Raw genomic sequence first — 17,771 nt, forward strand, 5'->3', positions numbered from 1 at the left:
CTACCCTATATTTCTCAGGATGCTTGTGATAATCAATATCTGCCTTAAAAGAATATTTATTATGCTCAAAGTTTTTAATCATTTGCAGCCCAAAGCCTATTATGGATTATTCTTAATGGTGAGTATAGGCGAGTTCAATAAATAAGTTTTTCTAGTTCTTCTTTTTTTTATAGGACTATTGCTTAGTTTGTTATGAATGGTACTTTTGCTATCAAGATCAAATCTTATGCTTTCAAATAGATTTAGATATTCCTCGGTGCTCACCTTAATTTCTTTTACCCCTTTCTGAATTCTCCAAGAGATTTAATATTTTTTACCACGGGATTGATATAATATTTTGTAAATAATATTATAAGCTCTAGCATACCTACTTACAACAGACCTACTTGTATTCCTAAAAATCCTACATTTAGGCTAATCTTAATTCATTAATATAAGCTAAAATTAATATAAAAGCGCTATCAAATTAAAGATGAAAAAATTTATTTATTAAAGCGAAATATTAGAGTATTTGCTGCAACCAAGATATATAAATTTTTATTTATTGTGAAAATAGAGCAAGATGACAGGTTAAGATAATAATATATTACAATCAGCTGAGCTTATGATTCATTATTCTTTTTTCTTTTAGCTAAAAATGATTTAAAGTCAATGACGTTAGATTTAATGTTATTATCAGCATCTTTAGCATTATCAGACTTAATTTCAGTTTGCTTAGAGGCTTTTTGGGCTACTTCCTTTTTGGTTTCAAAATTAAGAAATTTTTCTTCTTTATTTTCTTTAGAAGTAACATGATGAACATCATGCTCGTGTAAAAACAAATGAGCATGTCTAAATTGCAATCCAAACTTAACACTTGGATCGGCAAAAGCAGTAAGAGAAGCAAATGGAACTACAATACGTTCTTTTAATCCACCAAAACTTAATACCACACTAAAATAATCCTCTTTAACTATTAGCTCATCATATTGATGCTGAAGCACAATAGTAATTTCATGTGGATATTTATTCTTAAGCTTTTCTGATAACTCGACTCCAGGATAATTAGTTAAGAATGATATAAAAAAATGATGCTGTCCTAGCAAACCATGGTTTACTACAATTTCTAATACATTCCTCACTACATAATATAGTGATTTCTCAATAATCAGTGCGTAATTTATATCGTTATTATGATTCATTTGAATAATATTACAGTTGTATTAATATGTTAACTTTTCACTCTTTATTTAATGTTAATATTTTTTTAAAAATAATACAAGTATTTTCATTATTAAAATAATATAATAAACAATTGAAATTGCGACATCATTTGTTAATCTAGTTCACATAATTAGTTAAAAGCAAGGTTACTTATATGGTACAACATCGGATTGAAACAGATAGTTTTGGTGAAATCAAAGTTGAATCTAAATTTTATTGGGGTGCTCAAACCCAAAGATCATTACAAAATTTTAAAATTGGCACTGATAAAATGCCTAAATTTTTAATTCAAGCGCTAGGAATGGTTAAAAAAGCTGCTGCAATCGTTAACCAAGAAATTGCAGGTCTTGATGCCAATATTGCCAAATATATCATCCAAGCGGCTGATGAAGTTATCCAAGGTAAACTTATGGAGCATTTTCCTTTAGTTATTTTTCAAACTGGCTCGGGCACCCAAACTAATATGAATACTAATGAAGTAATCTCGAATCGGGCCATTGAAATGATGGGGGGAGAAATGGGCAGCAAAAAACCAGTTCATCCTAATGATCATGTTAACATGGGGCAATCTTCTAATGACACCTTCCCTACAGCAATGCATATTGCTACTACTATTGCCATATATAAGGAATTATTACCGGCACTAGAATATATCAAAGAAGCTTTAGCCGAAAAAGTTAATGCATTTAGAGATATTATTAAAATTGGCCGTACCCATATGCAAGATGCTACACCGATGACCTTAGGCCAAGAATTCTCAGCATTCCTGACTCAAATAGAATTTGCCATTGAAAGGATAAAAAACACCCTACCTCGCTTGGCTTTATTAGCCCAGGGTGGAACTGCAGTTGGTACCGGGCTTAATGCTAAAAAAGGTTTTGCTGAAAAATTTGCAAGCAAAGTTAGCGTTATTGCAGGCTATGAATTTAAAACCGCTCCTAATAAGTTTGAAGCTCTTGCCTCGAATGATGCTATGGTTGAAGTATCTGGAGCACTTAATGTGATTGCGGTAAGCATTATGAAAATTGCCAATGATATCAGATTATTAGGCTCAGGACCTCGTTCAGGAATTGCTGAATTAAACCTTCCTGAAAATGAACCTGGATCTTCGATTATGCCGGGTAAAATTAACCCTACCCAATGTGAAGCTCTAACTATGGTGGCGGCACAAGTGATGGGTAACCATATTGCAGTAACTATAGGCGGTTCGAATGGACATCTGCAACTTAACGTATTTAAGCCAGTAATGATATTTAACGTATTAAAATCAATTGAATTAATTAGCGATGGCATCCGCAGTTTTGTGGATAATTGTCTAAAAGGCATCGAACCAAATCACCTAAGGCTTAAACAGCTTATGGAACAATCCCTAATGCTGGTAACAGCTTTAAACCCATATATTGGTTATGATAATGCTGCTAAAATTGCCAAAAAAGCTCATAAAGATGGCAGTAGTCTGCTAGAAGCCGCTCTTGCTTTAGAATTACTTACAGAAGAACAATTTAAACAATGGGTTAAACCAGAAAATATGGTAGGAGAAAAAGCTTAATTTTTTGCTTGCCTTACATCACCACATTACTAAATAACCTGTCATTGTCATAACAATGACAGGTTATTTTTTATCATTGTCAACAAGTTAAAATCAAGTTAATAATGCAATAAAATATTACGAATTCAGGCAAAATAATATGTCTAATATATCGAATAACTTAATTCAGAATATGAAAGATATTAATAAAGAAACTAACATAGCAGATTTGCAACTGGCAAATTTAGATGTAAATAATGATAATACATTATTGCCAGCCGTCTTTCCTAAAAAATTTAATGAAATTCCCCTGGATGTATATGAAGAGATATTAAAATATTTATTATTACCTGAACAAACTCAAGCTAAATTAATTTCAAAAGATTTTTATAGAGAAGTAAGATTTTATTTTGCTAATTACCTACACCATGAAATTGATGCACAAAAATTGCTCAAATTAAATGATCAGGAAATACTTGATCTATTACATATGAAAAGCCTTAGTATATCTAATTTAACCATAGCTACATTACAGCACTATTTTGCAGCTTCTGGTAGATTAACTAATCATGCTGGGTACTTACCGTATGACAAAGGTACCAACTCAGATGCAACAGCTATACAACAAGTCAATTTTATTACTGAAACTATAATAAATTTTACTTCTGAAGATTTCAACTCATTATTAACAAGCTTTACTCCAGAGAATATTAAAGGACGTAAATATAACTTTTCTTCATTAATTTTAACAAACCTTATTCGAAGGTACAACCTTTTCAATGAAGCCTTTGATAATCCCACAACACAGGAAGTTTTCAAAGCTTGCTCAAAACTTGTTATAGATTTTCCATGTTACTCTTTTGATGCAGATAAAATATTAACCGTTATTCAAAACACCAACCCCGAGTGTGAAGTAATTATTAACCAACTTATGGAAGTATTTTTTAATGGAGATATAGGGTTAAACGGCGTAATTACTGATTTAAGCTCTTTTGCTAAAAAAATGGGTTCTAAATTAACTATTAAAGCTAAGTACAACACAGAAATTAACACTGCATCTCAGGCATTAGATAGCTTTAATCAAACTAGATTACCCTGGAATATTATATTGGGCTTACAACTTAGTAATAACATTATCGAGTGGCAAATAGCTGAGATCATAACTCAATTATCTCCTCACCATTTTCCGGATATTAACTTTACTATAAAGTTAAATAATGAACTTAGTATGACTTCAATTGAATGCTTATTAAATGGACTAAATAATAATAATCTTGATAAAAAATGGAAGATCATATTACCATCATCTTTAGCAATTTACTCTTATGATGAATTAGAATATTTAGTAAGGATGCTAAACAGCCAAGTATATTTTTCTAACATTGACATGGCAGCTCCAAATATCAAAAAAATAAATCTTTGCTACCTTCAATATACTCCTGGGCAATCTGTCCAAGTCGGTCAATCTATATTAGAAGTTATTAATAAATTTCCTAATATTATAATTTCATCTTATAAATTAGATATTACTCTTATTCCTAGTGAGCAGCTCCCTAAGGTTTTATCAAGCATTACCGAACTGCAGCAAATTAACATTAATGCATCTCAATTTAATAATTTAGAGGCTAGGTTAGTTCAAACTCTTGCTACTTGTAGGGAGGGCAATACTGAATTTACCGCGGTAAATTTTATAAACATCGATTCTTCAAACTCTCAGCTTATAACATCAATCGCAACATACTTCGCCTCTCAAACCTATTTAGAACACATCAGTATAAATAACGTTGTTTACCCTAAAGGAGGTGAGATTGATATAGTCACCTTGCTCGATCTAAAGGTTGCTTCAATAATTTTAAGTTGTCTACCTAGCAGCCCGCCTGCCACCTTTTTTAGCTCGATTAATATTAACTTATCTACTGAAAATCTTTCTAATGATCAAAAAGCAGAATATAATGCAGAATATAATAGATATTTAACAGAACTATTTAATAAAAACCAAAATATTACGCTTAATAGCGAGCAGCTTGATATATCACACTTTTCTCTAGAAGTATTAGAGATAGTCTTGGCAAAATCTCCTAATATTAAAACGCTAATAATTGATGCAGATAAGTTTAGTAATATTGAAAATATTCTTCCTCAAATGCTACTACGCCTAACTAGATCAAATGTAGCACCACGAGAATTAATTATTAGAAATTTCAAATCTACTCAACCTAAAGCTGCAGGAGCATTAGCTCGCTTTATTAGCAACAATACAAGCATTAAAAAAATCACTCTAGAATCATGCAAGTTATCCAAATTCAGAACAGCTCAATTAGCTAAAGCTTGCTGGATAACTAGGAAAGAAGTGATTTTTAATCAAACCAACAATAAATCATGGTTTAAAACTTTAAGGCATATTCCAACGCTGATTGATAAATATTTCTATAGTACTATATTATTTGCTCTAATGATACTTGTTATAGGCATTACTACATTTTTTACAGTGCTGGTGCTGAATTCAGTATTAACTGTAAAGTATCCAAAGAATAGTTCTAATATATTTCAATATTTTAAAGAAAGCTTTCAAGATATAATGTATAATACGCTTAAAAAGCGTAGTAACGACCCTTTCTTTAAAGATTTAAAGAGCCTTTGTAACAAATTTAAATTCCTACGTTTTTTATCAGTTTCGTTACAAGATAAAACTTTCAGTAATATTACAAAGGAGCTATCCAGGTTAGCTATACTAATAATTATACCATTTGCAGCCATGGAGACTCTCATTCTAACTATAGTTAAATTAATATATGATTACAGAGAACTAGCGAATAACGATGATCCGTTTAGAAATGATTTAGATAAGTTTTATTCATCTGAAGTACAGCTTGAAAATAGCGCTCCTAGATTTAAAAAAATTATCCATAACTATTATAAGCTCTCTGTTTGTAATCAAATTTATAGGACAGAGCAAAAAGTAATAAACCTTGGTAGTAACTTATACAAAGCTTGTGGTAACTTTACCCGTAAGATACTTGGAGAGAGGCAAGCAGAGCAAATACAGCCTACCAGGGAAGCTTAAAGTGAATCACTTAAAGATTGCACAAATATAGTATTATAAATATATTAAAAACATATTGTTATTAATTTAAATTTAAAATAATCAGATTATGTCAAACAATGCATCTTCTATAAATGTTATGAACCAAGAGCCTGAAACAGGAATAACATTTTTTAATAATACAGCAAATCCAATTTATATTCCAGATGAACTGGCTGTTAATGCTTTTCAATTTCTATCCTTTCAGGAGTTATTAGCTTTAAGAGGAACTAACAAGCAACTATCAAAGTTAATCAATACTACCATTGCTCATGAAATTACAGCTAATATTGATGCACGCATCTTGCCAAGCTTAACTGATGCTCAAAAAATAGATTTGTTACATGTTAAAAAACTTAAGTTTGAAAACTGTAACCTAGAAACTTTAAAAGAATATTTTGAAAGCTCCGGTAGTTTAACTGATCATAATAGTTATTTATGCCAAGTAACCGCTCAAGATAACACAACTGACCCTACCGCAAAACAGGAGGTTGCTTTTGAAGATATAGAACTAATAAGGATTAGAGCAGAGATATACACCCCTTGGGAACAATTTCATACACAATTTAGAGAATCTTTTACCGATCAAAATAAAAAACAGCGTAACTATAAATTTAATCTTGCTATTAAAGAATATAATATTACCGCCCTTAATTGGTATGAGCAATTTTTAGACGATATTAATAGTAATAATCCAACTACTGACGAGATTTTAAGGCATACTAGCAAGCTAACCTTAGATTTTCCTATTACTTTGGAACAAGCTAAAATGGTGATTAACAAACTGAAGCAAATCAATCCGGATTGTGAACTAACTATTTTTAATCTAATTCAACAAGATGATATTATTAATGATGACTATTCAATAGATGAATCAAGCATAGATAGGGATCTACGTGAGCATATTAAAGCAGATTTTCCTACTAAACCACAGGTTATTTTAGGATTAAATTATGATTATGATAACTTATCCATACCGCATGCCAGTGCTGTTTTAACCAACCTTAATAACACAAATTATAAATTCAAAATCAATTTGTATGGGTTTTATACTAACACTTTATTTAATACTAACTATCTAGCTACACAATTAAACTCAGGCAATTTCCCAAATCTTGAATATACTCTTAAACCATGTATAGCAGCAAGAAACCTAACAGGTACTTTACCATATATCACTGCATCTACAGCTGATAACTTAGCAACCATGCTTAATAATGACCTTACCCCTTTTAAGCAGATAATGTACTTACAATTTAGCATTGATAATAGCATTAGCGATTTAAATACATTAAGGTACTATTATAGATTATTAAATCAAAAAACAAATTACCCTTATGTCAAAATTGGACAATTAAATACAGCTCCAATAGAAATTAATAATGTTAACAATTTTGCTATAGCGGCTAACCAACAAACAGATTATGCTAAATATATAACTGGTATTACTCGGAAAGACCGTAGAGTAGAAATTACACAACTTGATAATATTAACTTTTCTGATAAACAATTATCTGAAATTTTAGGCAAAGCATCTAAAGTAGAATCTTTAATTATTGATGCATCCAATCCCACACTAACCCCTGAAAAATTACAAATTTTATTTGAAACATTAAAAAAACGCCAAGAGAACGGACTTATTACTCAAAAAATTATTATTCAAAACCTTAATGCTTTTACTCATAAGTATAAAAAATTCGTTACTGAGATAATTTCAACTCCACAAAATCAAACTATTATTGAATTCCAAAATAGCAATCTATCAGTTCCAAACTTATTATATCTTGCTAAAACATGCTGGCTAACAACTAAAAAAGTTAAATTTAATAGCAAATGTAATAGAACAATATTTAACCTTGTAAGATTTTTACCATATATGATTGATGGTATAGCTTTAAGCTTGCCTACATCCATGCTCTTCGGTGGCTTAGTTATATCAACCGCCAGCTTATTCTTTGCGTTTTGTTCCGGGTTAGATACTATTATAATTTCTGCTGCAAATCTATTTAAGGGCCAAAAAACCAATCCTATAAAATATTTTTATAATAATTTTTCTACTGCAGTAAGAGAATTTTTTAGGATACATTCCAATCAATCACTTCTTAAAGAAATGGGCAAGATTACTTGTATCATCTCTTTAGCTTGCTTTGCAATTACAACTATAGTTTTTATTATAAGCTACTCCTATCAAATTACTCTCCCGGAATCTATGGAAAACGATCGTGACTTTAAACTTTTATATGCGCAAGAACCGCAGATGGTTAGAATACGGCTGGTTAATACTGTAGTTGATATGCGTAACCTCTCTGTCTGTAATAATATATATAAAGCCTACAAAGCCTGCGGTAACTTTACCCGTAAGATACTTGGAGAAAGACAAGCAGAGCAAGTACAGCCTACCAGGGAAGCTTAAAGCAAATTACTTAAAGATTGCACAAATATGATAAATATGTTAATAGCATATTATTATTAATTTAAATTTAAAATAATAAAATTATGTCAAACAATGCATCTTCTATGAATGCTATTGACCAAGAGTCTGAAGCAGGAATAACATTTTTTAATAATACAGCAAATCCAATTTATATTCCAGAGGAAATGACTGTTAATACTTTTCAGTTTCTAACCTTTCAGGAATTACTAGCTTTAAGAGGAACTAGCAAACAACTATCAAAGCTAATCAATGCTACTATTGCTCAGGAAATTACAGCTAATGTTGATGCGCGCATCTTGCCAAGCTTAACGGATGAGCAAAAAATAGATTTGCTACATGTTAAAAAACTTAAGTTTGAAAACTGTAACCTAGAAACTTTAAAAGAATATTTTAAAAGCTCTGGTAGATTAACCGATCATAATAGTTATTTAGGCCAAGTAACCGCTCAAGATAACACAACTGACCCTACTGCAAAACAGGAAGTTATTTTTGAAGATATAGAACTAGCAAGTACTGCAACCACATACAACCATTGGGGAAAATTTTGCACAGAATTTAGAAAATGTTTCACCGCTCAAAATAAAAAGCAACGTACCTATAAATTTAATCTTACTATTACAAAAGGTTATAATAATAGCCCCTTTAGTTTCCATCAGCAATTTTTAATCGATATTAATAGTAATGATCCAACTACTGACGAGATTTTAAGGCATACTAGCAAACTAACCCTAGATTTTCCTATTACTTTGGAACAAGCTAAAATGGTGATTAATAAACTGAAGCAAATTAATCCGGATTGCAAGCTAACTATTTTTAATCTAATTCAACAAGATGATATTATTAACCATGCACTTAATGAGGTGGATGTATCAATCATAGACCAGGAATTAGCTAAGCATATTAAAGCAGATTCCTTTGCGAAAGCTAAACCAGAGGTTATTTTGGGAATAACATTTGATTTCACGCATGCAAACATAGGGGATGCTAAACAAAAATTAACTATATTTAACAATACCAACTTACACTGGAAAATAATATTAAATAATTTTACAAATATTATACTTTTTAACGATAGTCATCTATTATCAACAGAACTAAACCCAGCTAACTTTCCAAATATAGAGTTCATTATAGATACAGACGGTAGTAATGATATAGTAACGGCTAATAACTTTGTACAACAAATCAATACTATAGCAACTCACGCTTATAATTTAAATCTTAATTTAGCTTCCTATGAGTCTTCTTATGATTTAGCTTCCTTTGACTTTTCTTATAAGTTCTTAAAAGCAATTTGTTTAGATGATTTTAACTCCTGTAAAGCATATTACAAAATGTTAAACCAAAAACATTTTTATCCAAAAGTCAAACTTACAGGTATAAGTGATTATAGAGTAGTTAGCAACATTGAATCACAAGCAAATGTTGGTAAGTATCTAGCCGGCATCTCCAGAAAGGTTAGAAATTTTACACTTACAAGCCTTAATGCTTCCGAGGTATCCTCCAGACAACTGAATGACATTTTAATAAATATTACATGCATAAGATCATTCATACTCGATGCAACAGATCAAAATATCGCACTAGAAGACTTATATAAAGCACTTATAAAGCGGCAGAAAAAAGGGCTTGTTATCGATAAAATTATTATTAAAAACCTGCATTCTTTAACACCATCATCTTATAAAAAATTCATTACTAAAATAATTTCAATTCCACAAAATCACACTATTATTGAATTCCAAAATAGCAATTTATCAGTTCCAAACTTATTATATTTTGCTAAAGCATGCTGGTTAACAACTAAAAAAGTTAAATTTAATAGCAAACGTAATAGAACAATATTTAACTATGTAAGACTTTTACCATATATGATTGATGGTATAGCTTTAAGGTTACTTAGATCCATGCTCTTCGGCGGCTTAGTTATATCAACCCCCAGCTTATTCTTTGCGTTTTTTTCCGGGTTAGATACTATTATAATTTCTGCTGCAAATCTATTTAATGGCCAAAAAACCAATCCTATAAAATATTTTTATAATAATTTTTCTACTGCAGTAAGAGAATTTTTTAGGATACATTTCAATCAATCACTTCTTAAAGAACTGGGCAAGACTACTTGTATCTTATCTTTAACTTGCTTTGCAATTATAACTATAATTTTCATTACAAGGTATTTTTATGACATTACTCGCCCGGAATCTATGGAAAACGATCGTGACTTTAAACTTTTATATGCGCAAGAACCACAAAGGGTTAGAATACCGCTGGTTAATGCTCAATATGATCAACGAAATCTGTCGGTCTGTAATAATATATATAAAGCCTACAAAGCCTGCGGTAACTTTACCCGTAAGATACTTGGAGAGAGGCAAGCAGAGCAAGTACAGCCTACCAGGGAAGCTTAAAGCAATTTTGTTAAAATTATGCAAAATATAACATTGTAAATTAATAAAAACTAAATCAACATTAATTTAAATATATATTTAAATTAATAAAATCATGTCAAACAGTTCATCTTCTATAAATGCTATTGACCAAGAGTCTGAAACAGGAACCACATTTCCTAGCCATACCACAAATCCAATGGATATTCCGGATGAAATATTTATTAATATTTTTCAATTTCTATCCTTTCAGGAATTATTAGCTTTAAGAGGAACTAACAAGCAACTATCAAAGCTAATCAACACTACCATTGCTCATGAAATTACAGCTAATGTTGATGCGCGCATCTTGCCAAGCTTAACTGATACTCAAAAAATAGATTTGCTACATGCTAAAAAACTTAAGTTTGAAAACTGTAACCTAGAAACTTTAAAGGAATATTTTGAAAGCTCTGGTAGGTTAACTGATCATAATAGCTACTTGGACCAAGTAATCCATCAAGAGCATCCATTTGATCCTACCGCAAAACAGGAAGTTGTCTTTGAAGATATAGAACTAATAAAGACCAGAGCAGAAATATACAATCCTTGGGAACAATTTTGCACAGAATTTAGAGAATCTTTTACCGATCAAAATAAAAAACAACGTAACTATAAACTTAGCTTTACTATTAAAGAAACGCTCCATCTAGCTTGGTACGAACGATTTTTAAACAATGTTAGTAACAATGATCCAACTACTGACGAGATTTTAAGGCATACTAGCAAACTAACCCTAGATTTTCCCATTACTTTAGCGCAAGCTAAAATGGTGATTAATAAACTTAAACAAGTTAACCCGGATTGCAAGCTAACTATTTTTAATCTAATTCAACAAGATGATGTTATTAACCATGCACTTAATGAGGTGGATGTATCAATCATAGACGAGGACTTAGCTAAGCATATTAAAGTAGATTCCTTTGCGAAAGCTAAACCAGAGGTTATTTTGGGAATAACATTTGATTTCACGCATGCAAACATAGGGGATGCTAAACAAAAATTAACTATATTTAACAATACCAACTTACACTGGAAAATAATATTAAATAATTTTACAAATATTATACTTTTTAACGATAGTCATCTATTATCAACAGAACTAAACCCAGCTAACTTTCCAAATATAGAGTTCATTATAGATACAGACGGTAGTAATGATATAGTAACGGCTAATAACTTTGTACAACAAATCAATACTATAGCAACTGACGTTCATAATTTAAATCTTAATTTAGCTTCCTATGACTCTCCTTATAATGTCTCCAAAGTAATTTGTTTAGATGATTTTAACTCCTGTAAAGCATATTACAAAATGTTAAACCAAAAACATTTTTATCCAAAAGTTAAACTTACAGCTATAAGTGATTATCGCGTAGTTATTAATCAGCTTAACAACATCGAACCACAATCAAATGTTGGTAAGTATCTAGCCGGTATCTCTAAAAAGGTTAGAAATTTTACACTTACAAGCCTTAATGCTTCCGAGGTATCCTCCAGGCAACTGAATGACATTCTAATAAATATTGCATGCATAGAATCATTCATACTCGATGCAACAGATCAAAATATCGCACTAGAAGACTTATATAGATCACTTATAAAGCGGCAGGAAAAAGGGCTTATTACACAAAAAATTATTTTAAAAAATATTACACCCGAATTACATTCTAAATATAAAAATATTATTACAGCTTTAATATTAAATCACCCTAATATTAAAACTATTAAATTTGAAGAAAATTGTAATTTTTCAACCTTTGAATTATTACGTCTTGCTAAAGCTTGTTGGTTAACTGATAAAAAGATCGAATTTAATAATGGTAGCTTTATATTTACATTAATTAGAAACCTTCCAAGCCTTATTGATATAACCATATTACTTATTCCATTTAGTTTAGCAGTTGCAAGTATATTAGTAATAGCAAGCTCTATAGGACTATGTGCATTCGAAGGCTTTAGATCCATTATTAAAACCACTATAGCTTTTCATACTAAAAATTCTTTAAGCATTTACCAACCAAAAGTGATTTTAAAATTCTTTGCTAATGATTTTAAAGAGGGAACATATAATATTTTTGGAATAGAATTAGCAAATAGTAATCTTTTCCATTTTATAAAGGAAGCTGCCTACATTGCTATCAATGGAGTGCGTACTTTAAGCATTCTTTTTTATCTGCCATGTTTAGCAGAATATATTAAGGCATGTTCTACATCTCGCGATGAAGTATTACGCTCTTTATATCCGCCAGATCCTCAGTATGCTAATATTCCCTTTACCGATATTCAATTTGATATGCGTAACTTATTGCTTACTCGCAATATATATAAGGCCTACTGTGGAGCAACTATGCTAGCTAATAAAACATACAAAGCTTGTGGTAACTTTACCCGTAAGCTCATTGGAGAAAAACAAGCAGAGCAACTGCAAAATGAAGTGGCAAGGTAAGTTTGATTTTAAATTAATTTAAAAATTTAATTTGTTGCATTTTTTTCATATTTTATTAATATTCGTTATAAAATATAAATAAGCAGAAAAAGCATGAATAAAGACTATAGCATTAAACTTAAAGATGAAATATTAAGCCTACTCGACAATGAAAAGGCTGAAGATATAGCATGCATAGATTTAGCAGGTAAAACTGAAATTGCTGATTTTATGATTGTAGCATCCGGTTTAAATAAGCGCCATGTAGCGACCCTTGGCGACAAAGTTGGCATTCATTTTAAAGATAATTATGAAAAACTCCCGACCATTGAAGGCTTAGCAAGCAGCGAATGGGTTTTAGTAGATTTATTTGATGTAATTGTACATATCTTCCAACCACATGTGCGTGAATATTATAAATTAGAGCAGCTTTGGAATATTCCGTTGGTACGTGAAGAGCAATAATTTACCGTATGAAGAAAAATTATGACGCAAATTAACATAATTGCGATTGGTAAGTTACAAGCAAACGACCCCGAGCAACAGTTAATTGGCAACTACTTAAAACGACTCCGCTGGAAAACCAATCTAGTTAGCTTCGAAAGTAAAATTAAAGACGCAGCCCAAAGCAACAAAGAGGAAAATGAGTTTATCCTAAGCAAGCTCTCCTCTTTACCGGGTTTTAATATTATTCTTGATGAAAAAGGTAAGCACTTTACCTCTTTAGAATTTGCAAAACTCATTAGCAATAGTTTTAATAATCATAATCATATAAATTTTGTGATTGGAGGAGCAGACGGTCTTACCCAAGCTACCAAACTACGAGCTAACGAAGGCATTTGTTTAGGAAAACTTACTTGGCCGCATAAATTAGCAAGAGTTATGCTTGCAGAACAGCTATATAGATCTTATAGTATAATTCAAAACCACCCTTATCATCGCGAAGGGTAACTTTTGGAGGCTTTAAAAAGTGACTAATCACCTGGTGCATTCTTTTGATAAGGAACTCGCAGATCTTATTGATATCCTATATAACATGGCAGAACTGGCAGGACAAGAGCTTGAAATTTGTACTCAAGCCTGGAGCAGCCCTAACGTGGAGTATATCACACGAGTGAATGAGATTGATACTAATGTTAACAAGCTTGATTATAGCTTAGAGCAAAAAGCATATAATTTAATAGCTTTACGCCAACCGGTGGGCATTGATCTTAGAATGATTGTTTCATCCCTTAGGATATCAGTTACCATTGAACGGATTGGTGATTTAGCTAAAAACATGACTAAACGTGCCTGCAAAAGAATTAGCGAAGTAGATCAAAATATTGTTAAAGAGATAGTTATTATCTTACAAAAACTTGAGGCTATATATAATTTAGTAAAACCTTTGGTTAAGATGGAAAACAACAATCTTAGCTTGCAGGAAGTTGCACAAAAAGCTGAAGAAGTTATAATGATAATGCGTATAGAAGTAGCCAAACTAAACAATAAAATTAAAGAAAACAGCCAGTTAATTGAAGAATATCTAAATATACTTTTTGCTATTAAATCAATGGAGAGACTTGCTGAAAGTATCACTAAGATTAGTCGCATTCATTATTATATTCAAACCGGCAAAAAAGTGCTTAAGCATGAGATCAGCCCTGTGCCGAATGAAATTTAATTTTAGGAGCTTAAATTTTTGGTAACACCCATTAATAATAAAGTAATTCTATGCGTGTTAGATGGACTTGGAATTTCTGCCGAACAAGAATCTAATGCCTTTTATCACGCACGCACTCCTTTTTTTGATTACTTATTTAGCCACTTCCCTAATTCAACCCTAAAAGCATCAGGCACTAGTGTAGGATTACCTGCTACCCAAATGGGTAATTCAGAAGTGGGGCACATGACCATTGGTGCAGGTAGAATCATCCCTCAAGATTTAGTACTAATAAATGAAGCCATAACTAATCAGCAAATTGCGACCAACACAACTTTTAAACAAGTAACTGATTATTTACAATCAACACAAAAATCTTGTCATATACTAGGGCTTATTTCAGATGGTGGTATTCATTCTCATCAAGCACATTTATTTCATCTTATAGAAATTTTAGCAGTAAATAATATTCATATTAAACTCCATTTAATTTTAGATGGTAGAGATACTCCACCTAAAAGTGCTCTTGCTTCCTTGGCTACACTTCATAATCTTATTGAAAAGTATAATACTATTGAAATCTCAAGCATTGCTGGCAGATTTTATAGCATGGATCGTAATAAGTGTTATGAGCGCACGGAACTTGCTCATCTTGCTATCACTGGAGCTTCAGCAAATAAATTTAGCAATGCTGTAGATTATATTACCCATCAATATGCACAAAACATTACTGATGAATTTATTCTACCAGCAAGCAACATTCAGAATAAAGCTATCGACGAGGGAGATTGCCTTATTTGCTTCAACTTTAGAGCCGATCGTATTAGGCAAATTCTTGCATCATTAGTTGATCCGGAGTTTCAAGAATTTAAAACTCAACAGAATCAATTTAAGTATAGCATTAGCTTAGTAGAATATTCTCAAGCACTAAGTAAATTTAGCCAGCCTATCTTTAAGCCGCAATTTATTTCTAATAACTTAAGTGAAATATTTGCACGCCTTGGATTAAAGCAACTTAAAATCGCTGAAAGCGAAAAATATGCTCACGTAACTTATTTCTTTAACGGTGGAGTAGAAGCTTCCTACCCTAATGAAGAACGTATTTTGATCCCCTCACCTTATATTCATACTTACGACTTACAACCGGAAATGTCAGCTTTCGAAATTACTACAGAACTTGCAAATCAAATTAAAACCGACAAATTTGATTTTATTTTAGTGAATTTTGCCAATACCGATATGGTAGGACATTCAGGAAACTTCCAAGCAGGAGTTAAGGCAGTTGAAGTTATTGATGAATGTTTATCAAAGCTAGTTACGGTAGCTTTAGAACATGGTTACACCTTTATTATTACAGCAGACCATGGTAATATTGAAAAAATGAGTGATAACAACCAACCTCATACCTCACACACTACCAATTTAGTACCGTTGATTATTGCAAGTAATAACTTACCAAATATCAACTTGCATAATGGCACACTTGCTGGTATTGCTCCTACAATATTAAAAATAATGGGGCTACCTCAACCCAAAGAGATGACCGGTAAGGTTCTAATTTAAATATAAATTTAAAGATATACAAATGAGTTTTAAAATAGCACGTGTAAAAAAAGTAATTATTGAAAATATTAAATCTTTAGGGGCAGCAGTTATTTTTGCCATTTTAATTCGTTCCTTTATAGTTGAACCTTTTCAAATCCCTTCTAGCTCGATGAAACCTAACTTACTTATTGGAGATTTTTTATTCGTAAGTAAATATAGTTACGGGTTTAGCCGTCATTCCTTCCCTTTTAGCATCGTGCCTATTAAAGGAAGAATATTTAATTTTAATCAGCCTGAACGTGGCGATGTAATTGTATTTAGAGGGGTGGAAAATCCTAATAAATTTTATATTAAACGTCTTATAGGGCTTGCTGGTGATAAAGTACAGATGATTAATGGAGTGCTTTATATTAACAATCAACCTGTTAATAAAATTTATGCTGGAACTTTTTCTGATAATGAATTCCAAAATGTTAAAATGTACAATGAAGAATTATCCACTAAAAAAATTCATTTAACCCTTGATCTTGAAGAGCAAGGAATTTTAGACAATACCAAAGTATATGAGGTGCCAGAAGGATATCTTTTCATGATGGGTGACAACCGTGACGGTTCTAATGACAGTAGATGGGAACTTGGTTATATTCCTTATGAAAATATAATAGGCCGTGCAGAATTTATTTTCTTTTCAATAGATGGAAAATTTTTAGAATTCTGGAAATGGTATGATTCTATCAGATTTAGCCGAATCTTTAATAAAGTTAACTAACAACATGGTTGATATAAATTACATTCAAACATGGGCATATAAGTACTTAAAATACCGCTTTAATAACATTAATTTATTGGTGGAAGCTTTAACCCATCCCAGCTTTGAGGCCAATAACCCTAAAAAAATTGTTAAAAATTATGAAAGACTAGAATTTTTAGGGGACACAGTATTAAACTTGATAGTTACCGAAATGCTAATGCAGCAGTTTCCACATGAAAAAGAAGGGGATTTAGCCAAAAGAAGAGCACAGCTAGTATGTTGTGAGATGCTTGCTCAAGTAGCTGAAACTTTAAATGTGCCAAAAGCTTTAATTCTTTCTCCTCATGAACTAGAAGCTGGCGGAAATTACAATCCTAACAATCTAGAAAATTGTTTAGAAGCTATTATCGGTGCAATTTATATTGATAGCGATCTTAACAGCATTAAATCTTTCATTAAAAATAATTGGGAAGATTGCTTAGTTAGTATGAAAGAACCGCCTAAAGACCCAAAAAGCGCTTTACAAGAATGGGCACAAAAAAATAACAAGCCAATTCCTGTATATTCAATTATTGATAAAAACGGACTTGATCATCAGCCTATTTTTAAAATTAAAGTGGAAATTGATAACTCTTTTTTACCGGTGATTGTAGAAGCTAAATCTCGTAAAATTGGAGAAAGACTTGCTGCTATTCAGGCGCTTGAACAAATTAAAGAACAAAATGGATAAAT

The 17,771-nt window shown here is 31.4% G+C and carries 12 protein-coding genes; 11 read left to right on the forward strand and 1 reads right to left on the reverse strand.

Features of this window, described 5'->3' with window-relative positions; all coding sequences use genetic code 11:
- Positions 1-602 precede the first annotated feature (602 nt).
- Positions 603-1,181, reverse strand: coding sequence for a ClpXP protease specificity-enhancing factor SspB (locus EF513_RS07740; RefSeq protein WP_125216815.1), 579 nt, complete (start codon positions 1,179-1,181; stop codon positions 603-605).
- Positions 1,182-1,357: 176 nt separating this feature from the next.
- Here EF513_RS07740 and fumC point away from each other — a divergent pair, with 176 nt between their 5' ends.
- From fumC to rnc, 11 genes are all read left to right on the forward strand, one after another.
- A complete protein-coding gene (gene fumC / locus EF513_RS07745; RefSeq protein ID WP_125216816.1) occupies positions 1,358-2,752 on the forward strand; it encodes a class II fumarate hydratase in 1,395 nt (464 codons plus the stop codon).
- Positions 2,753-2,891: 139 nt separating this feature from the next.
- Entirely contained in the window at positions 2,892-5,795 is a 2,904-nt protein-coding gene (locus tag EF513_RS07750; RefSeq protein WP_125216817.1) for a hypothetical protein, read from the forward strand.
- Between the two features lie 88 nt (positions 5,796-5,883).
- Entirely contained in the window at positions 5,884-8,226 is a 2,343-nt protein-coding gene (locus tag EF513_RS07755) for a hypothetical protein (RefSeq protein ID WP_125216818.1), read from the forward strand.
- Positions 8,227-8,309: 83 nt separating this feature from the next.
- A complete protein-coding gene (locus tag EF513_RS07760) occupies positions 8,310-10,655 on the forward strand; it encodes a hypothetical protein (RefSeq protein WP_125216819.1) in 2,346 nt (781 codons plus the stop codon).
- A gap of 94 nt (positions 10,656-10,749) precedes the next feature.
- Complete coding sequence (locus EF513_RS07765; RefSeq protein ID WP_125216820.1) at positions 10,750-13,122, forward strand: F-box protein; 2,373 nt, start codon at positions 10,750-10,752, stop codon at positions 13,120-13,122.
- Between the two features lie 93 nt (positions 13,123-13,215).
- A complete protein-coding gene (rsfS, locus tag EF513_RS07770; RefSeq protein ID WP_125216821.1) occupies positions 13,216-13,566 on the forward strand; it encodes a ribosome silencing factor in 351 nt (116 codons plus the stop codon).
- A 21-nt stretch (positions 13,567-13,587) separates the two neighbouring features.
- Positions 13,588-14,052 carry a 23S rRNA (pseudouridine(1915)-N(3))-methyltransferase RlmH gene (locus EF513_RS07775; RefSeq protein WP_125216822.1) on the forward strand — a complete coding sequence of 155 codons (465 nt, stop codon included), beginning with the start codon at positions 13,588-13,590 and terminating at the stop codon, positions 14,050-14,052.
- A gap of 19 nt (positions 14,053-14,071) precedes the next feature.
- Positions 14,072-14,764 carry a phosphate signaling complex PhoU family protein gene (locus EF513_RS07780; RefSeq protein ID WP_125216823.1) on the forward strand — a complete coding sequence of 231 codons (693 nt, stop codon included), beginning with the start codon at positions 14,072-14,074 and terminating at the stop codon, positions 14,762-14,764.
- A gap of 18 nt (positions 14,765-14,782) precedes the next feature.
- A complete protein-coding gene (gpmI, locus tag EF513_RS07785; RefSeq protein ID WP_125216824.1) occupies positions 14,783-16,306 on the forward strand; it encodes a 2,3-bisphosphoglycerate-independent phosphoglycerate mutase in 1,524 nt (507 codons plus the stop codon).
- A 22-nt stretch (positions 16,307-16,328) separates the two neighbouring features.
- Positions 16,329-17,057: a signal peptidase I gene (gene lepB / locus EF513_RS07790; RefSeq protein WP_125216825.1), complete on the forward strand. Its 729-nt coding sequence runs from the start codon at positions 16,329-16,331 to the stop codon at positions 17,055-17,057.
- Complete coding sequence (gene rnc, locus EF513_RS07795; RefSeq protein ID WP_125216826.1) at positions 17,014-17,769, forward strand: ribonuclease III; 756 nt, start codon at positions 17,014-17,016, stop codon at positions 17,767-17,769. The genes lepB and rnc overlap by 44 nt, the downstream gene beginning before the upstream one ends.
- The last annotated feature ends 2 nt before the right edge of the window (positions 17,770-17,771 follow it).

The sequence above is a fragment of the Rickettsiales endosymbiont of Stachyamoeba lipophora genome (assembly GCF_003932735.1).
Taxonomy (GTDB): domain Bacteria; phylum Pseudomonadota; class Alphaproteobacteria; order Rickettsiales; family 33-17; genus RICK01.

Coding starts and splice junctions, on each gene's coding strand:
- EF513_RS07740 (WP_125216815.1), bottom strand. CDS start 1,181: ATGAATCATAATAACGATATAAATTACGCACTGATTATTGAGAAATCA.
- fumC (WP_125216816.1), top strand. CDS start 1,358: ATGGTACAACATCGGATTGAAACAGATAGTTTTGGTGAAATCAAAGTT.
- EF513_RS07750 (WP_125216817.1), top strand. CDS start 2,892: ATGTCTAATATATCGAATAACTTAATTCAGAATATGAAAGATATTAAT.
- EF513_RS07755 (WP_125216818.1), top strand. CDS start 5,884: ATGTCAAACAATGCATCTTCTATAAATGTTATGAACCAAGAGCCTGAA.
- EF513_RS07760 (WP_125216819.1), top strand. CDS start 8,310: ATGTCAAACAATGCATCTTCTATGAATGCTATTGACCAAGAGTCTGAA.
- EF513_RS07765 (WP_125216820.1), top strand. CDS start 10,750: ATGTCAAACAGTTCATCTTCTATAAATGCTATTGACCAAGAGTCTGAA.
- rsfS (WP_125216821.1), top strand. CDS start 13,216: ATGAATAAAGACTATAGCATTAAACTTAAAGATGAAATATTAAGCCTA.
- EF513_RS07775 (WP_125216822.1), top strand. CDS start 13,588: ATGACGCAAATTAACATAATTGCGATTGGTAAGTTACAAGCAAACGAC.
- lepB (WP_125216825.1), top strand. CDS start 16,329: ATGAGTTTTAAAATAGCACGTGTAAAAAAAGTAATTATTGAAAATATT.
- rnc (WP_125216826.1), top strand. CDS start 17,014: ATGATTCTATCAGATTTAGCCGAATCTTTAATAAAGTTAACTAACAAC.